At 46.6% G+C, this 4,438-nt stretch carries 4 protein-coding genes and 1 tRNA gene; 2 read left to right on the forward strand and 3 right to left on the reverse strand.

Annotated elements, in window-relative coordinates:
• Window positions 1–365 precede the first annotated feature (365 nt).
• From trpD to trpE, 3 genes are read right to left on the reverse strand one after another with little or no spacing between them, the layout of a single operon-like run.
• Window positions 366–1,388 (reverse strand): anthranilate phosphoribosyltransferase, encoded by a 1,023-nt coding sequence (gene trpD / locus ASN18_RS16675; protein ID WP_085053915.1) that lies wholly within the window; start codon window positions 1,386–1,388, stop codon window positions 366–368.
• Between the two features lie 3 nt (window positions 1,389–1,391).
• Window positions 1,392–1,976 carry an anthranilate synthase component II gene (locus tag ASN18_RS16680; RefSeq protein ID WP_085053916.1) on the reverse strand — a complete coding sequence of 195 codons (585 nt, stop codon included), beginning with the start codon at window positions 1,974–1,976 and terminating at the stop codon, window positions 1,392–1,394.
• 49 nt (window positions 1,977–2,025) lie between these two features.
• Window positions 2,026–3,525 (reverse strand): anthranilate synthase component I, encoded by a 1,500-nt coding sequence (gene trpE, locus ASN18_RS16685; RefSeq protein WP_085053917.1) that lies wholly within the window; start codon window positions 3,523–3,525, stop codon window positions 2,026–2,028.
• Between the two features lie 129 nt (window positions 3,526–3,654).
• On the opposite strand from trpE, the gene ASN18_RS16690 reads away from it, so the two are divergent.
• Together ASN18_RS16690 and ASN18_RS16695 are read left to right on the forward strand one after the other, a co-directional pair.
• A tRNA-Gly gene (locus tag ASN18_RS16690) sits at window positions 3,655–3,729 on the forward strand.
• 115 nt (window positions 3,730–3,844) lie between these two features.
• A complete protein-coding gene (locus ASN18_RS16695) occupies window positions 3,845–4,327 on the forward strand; it encodes a Panacea domain-containing protein (RefSeq protein ID WP_085053918.1) in 483 nt (160 codons plus the stop codon).
• The last annotated feature ends 111 nt before the right edge of the window (window positions 4,328–4,438 follow it).

Consider the following 4,438-nt stretch of genomic DNA (forward strand, 5'->3'; position numbering starts at 1 on the left):
CGTTATTAGAGACGTTATTAGAGACGTTATTAGAGACGTTATTAGAGACGTTATTAGAGACGTTATTAGAGACGTTATTAGAGACGTTATCGCCAATAGTATATCATCTCAGCCCCTCTTTTGTCAAGTTATTTCTTTTCAGTTTTCTCTCCTAAATCATTTTTATTATTTCACCATTTCAATTACAGATGGCGAAACCAATACCCCTCACAACCCATCGTTTTACTAACTTCAATGCCCCCTGTGGCACACTCATCGCCTGCTGGTTTATAATGTTCCATAAGGCGAATGTATCATAAATTAAATTCACAGGCTTGTCTATGTGTATAATAATTATACTGAATAAAAAAATGAGTAATATCTATCTATAACGCGTTCGTAACTTTTCTTACATCAATGAGTTTATCAAATGCCCTGCCGGAGTCTATGGCGTCTGTGGCAGCCTGCACAGCATTTTTTATATCATAGCCTTTGCCTGAGACCATCAGGCCAACTGCGGAGTTTATCAGGACAATATCACGGCACGGCCCTTGATTGTCTCCTTTTAGTATATCCAGCGTTATTCTTGTATTTTCCAAACTATCACCGCCCTGAATTGCCTTAATATCTGCGCGTTTAAATCCGAAGTCTTCGGGGGAAAATTCGATATTTTCAACCTGTTTAAACTGGCCATCACTAAACCCCGACACAAACGTCCTGCCCGTTATGGTTATCTCGTCAAGGCCGTCCTCGCCATGAAAGACCATGAGGTCTGTTGTGCCAAGATTTCCCAGCACACGAACGAGCGGCTCAAGCAGTTCCCGAGAAAAAACGCCCATTATCTGGCGCTTCGCACCGGCTGGGTTTGTCAGCGGCCCAAGTATATTAAAAATCGTCCTGACTGCTATCTCTCGCCGCACCGGGGCGGCATGTTTCATAGCTGGATGGAACACCGGGGCAAACATAAACCCAAACCCTGTCTCAAACAAACACTTCTCTACCATCTCCGGCGGCAGGTCTATCTTCACACCCAACGCCTCAAGCACATCGGCGCTCCCCGAACGGCTTGATACAGAGCGGTTCCCGTGCTTGGCAACCGGCACGCCGCAAGCGGCAATCACTATTGCTGCCGTTGTGGATATATTAAACGTACTTAACTGGTCGCCGCCCGTGCCGCATGTATCTACAGTACCTTCGGGGGCGTTTATGCGTGCAGCCTTTGCCCTCATCACGCGTGCAGCGGCGGTTATCTCTTCAATGGTCTCGCCTTTCATTTTTAATGCCGTAAGAAATGCCCCTATCTGTGCGGGTGCGGCCTGACCTTCCATTATCTCAGTCATTGCGGCAGACATCTCATCTTCTGTGAGAGAAACGCGGCACGTGAGTTTGCTTATGGCTTCTTTAATCATTGCTTATTTATCCTTTGATTTATCGGCAAGGCAAAGGAAATTCTTCAGGATTGTCTTTCCTACCGTCGTCAGAATAGACTCAGGGTGAAACTGAACGCCCTCGACCAGGAACTCCTTATGGCGCACACCCATGATTTCATGCTCCAGCGTCCACGCGCTGACTTCAAATTCCGGCGGCAGCGTCCCCGGCTTAATTACCAGAGAATGATAGCGCGTTGCAATAAACGGCTCTTCAATCCCATCATAGATAGACCTGCCATCGTGGTGAATCTCTGAGGTCTTGCCGTGCATGAGCCTGTCTGCCCTTACTATAGACGCCCCGAATGCAGCCCCGATTGATTGATGCCCCAGACAGACGCCAAGTATTGGGATAACTCCGGCAAACGCCCTGATAACCTCAACCGACACCCCGGCCTCCATAGGTGTACACGGCCCCGGGGAGACGACAATCGAGTGTGGTGCAAGCGCCCTTATCTCATCTATTGTGATGCGGTCATTCCTGTACACCTTTACATCCTGCCCAAGCTCACCCAGGTACTGAACCAGGTTATAGGTGAACGAATCATAGTTGTCTATCATTAAAAGCATAAAATACCCCTATGGCTTCCCCGGCCTTTTCGGATTTACAAACTGTGTCTTAGCCATTTGCAGTCTTAGCCATTTGAACGGCGCGCATCATACCTTTGGCCTTGTTTACGGTCTCATTATATTCGCCTTCGGGTGTTGAGTCTGCCACAATGCCGGCCCCGGCCTCAACATAGACCGTACCGTCTTTTATGACCAGAGTACGAATGGTTATGCACATATCCATTGCCCCGGAAAAGCTGAAATAACCGACAGCACCGGCATATGGCCCCCGTTGCACCGGTTCAAGCTCATCTATTATCTCCATCGCCCTGACCTTCGGGGCACCTGTCACCGTCCCCGCAGGGAAACACGCCCGCAGTACATCAAAGGCGTCAAGGCCATCGGTAAGCGTCCCCTCGACGTTCGACACAAGGTGCATGACGTGGCTGTATCTCTCTACACACATTAAATCTGTAACCTCAACCGTACCCGGACGCACTACGCGGCCCACATCGTTTCTGCCTAAATCTACGAGCATAATGTGTTCAGCCCTTTCCTTTGGATCAGCCTTGAGTTCATTTTCCATTGCGAGGTCTTCCACGTCGCTTCGGCCACGCGGCCTGGTGCCAGCGATTGGTCTGAGAATCACGCGGTCTCCCTCAAGTCTGACGAGTATTTCAGGGGAGGAGCCGACAATGGCGGCACTGCCAACATTGAGATAAAACATATAGGGAGATGGGTTTATCACCCTGAGCGCCCTGTATATATTAAACGGTTCTACGTGTTCGTCTGCCTCGAAGCGCTGTGCGATGACTATCTGAAAGGCATCCCCCGCCCTGATGTATTCCTTTGCCTTATCGACAGCGCTAAGGAAATCCTCGCGCTTAAACGATGACTTATACTGCAAGTCGGGATAGTCATAGTTTACGTCAAGTCTGGGCAGTTCAGCGGGCTTACCAAGCGTCTCTATTATGGAATCTATCTTGGCTGTTGCTTCTTTATATGCGGCCTCTGGCGTGCTGTTTAAATGGGCGCTGGCTACTACCTTAATTACCTGTTTGAGATTATCAAAAATTAGAACTGTATCCATCGTCATAAAAAACATATCAGGGAGACCAAGCGATGGTTTCTCAGTGATGTTGAGCCTCTCAAAGAACTGCACATTCTCATAACCCATGAACCCAACAAGGCCACCGTAAAAGCGGGGCAGAGTGCTTAGGGTTACGGCAGAGTATGTATTAAGCTCTTCGCGCAGGGCGTTAATGGGGTCATCAGCAACCACGATTGAGCTGACGCCTGATTGCAGGTCAATTGTTTCTATCGTAGTTCCTGAAGACTTAAATATCCTCAGCGGGCTTACACCTAAAAAAGAATATCTCGCCCATTTCTCCCCGCCCATAACACTCTCTAACAGGAACGAGTACTCTTTTTTTATCTTATAGAAGGCAGAGACCGGTGTTTCCGCATCGGCAAGAATCTCCTTATAGACGGGAATAAGGATAGTCTTCCCCCCACCTGTGTCTGCTGTCTCGGCCATCTCTTTAAATTCTTTTATTGCTGGATAATACATATTGACAAATATAATCCTTTTCCTGTAGTATAACAATCGTGTAAGACACAACGCTATTATCATACAGCGAAGGCGTTGAAAGATACAAGAGATATATTAGGGATATTTATAGCAGCAGGGATTTGTTAAGCGGGCGTAGCTCAGTGGTAGAGCATAACCTTGCCAAGGTTGGGGTCGCGAGTTCGAGTCTCGTCGCCCGCTCCAAATAGATTCTGCGGTCAATAAATTCTACTCAGCTTCTCTATGTCGGATTTAGGGTCGGATTTAGGGTGTTTTACCGACATAGACAAATCAGTATGCTTGGTGATATAATACAATCATGGATACTACAGAGGAACATGGTGTATATACTTGCTTTGATATTGCTGATTATTTTCTTTTCAAGGCAGCAAAAGAAGATGACGATGAAGAGGAAGCGCTTCTCTCAAATCTTAAGCTCCAAAAACTTGTCTATTATGCTCAAGGTTTATATCTAAACATCTTTAGACGGCCTCTGTTCAATGAATCTATTCAGGCATGGACATATGGCCCCGTCATCCCTGAGCTTTACCAAAAGTACAAAAATTATGGTAAAAAAAGCATTCCCGCTCCAGAAGGCTTTAATCCAGATAGTGTGCTATCGAGTGAAGTCCGCGAATTCTTAGACGAAATCTATGATGTTTTTGGTCAGTTCACGGCTATTCGACTGAAGGATATGACTCATGAAGATGAATGCTGGAAGCAATCGTTTAATAAATCTCCACGCACCGTTATAACGCATGAGGCGATGCTTAAAGCTCTGATAAAACATGTGCGAATGTGAAAATATTTAAAGTTACTTATAAGGAGTATAATGGACCCCAAAAACTGGACAACATGTTAAGTTACAGTAAGAGCAGAAAGATGGAGGTCCAAGGATACGATGAAAACGAAA

This window comes from Candidatus Magnetominusculus xianensis (genome assembly GCA_001541255.1).
GTDB classification, from domain to species: Bacteria; Nitrospirota; Thermodesulfovibrionia; order Thermodesulfovibrionales; family Magnetobacteriaceae; genus Magnetominusculus; species Magnetominusculus xianensis.

What these genes read in the sequence shown, in the direction of transcription:
- trpD (WP_085053915.1), bottom strand. Translation starts at nt 1,388, where the DNA reads ATGATTAAAGAAGCCATAAGCAAACTCACGTGCCGCGTTTCTCTCACA.
- ASN18_RS16680 (WP_085053916.1), bottom strand. Translation starts at nt 1,976, where the DNA reads ATGCTTTTAATGATAGACAACTATGATTCGTTCACCTATAACCTGGTT.
- trpE (WP_085053917.1), bottom strand. Translation starts at nt 3,525, where the DNA reads ATGTATTATCCAGCAATAAAAGAATTTAAAGAGATGGCCGAGACAGCA.
- ASN18_RS16695 (WP_085053918.1), top strand. Translation starts at nt 3,845, where the DNA reads ATGGATACTACAGAGGAACATGGTGTATATACTTGCTTTGATATTGCT.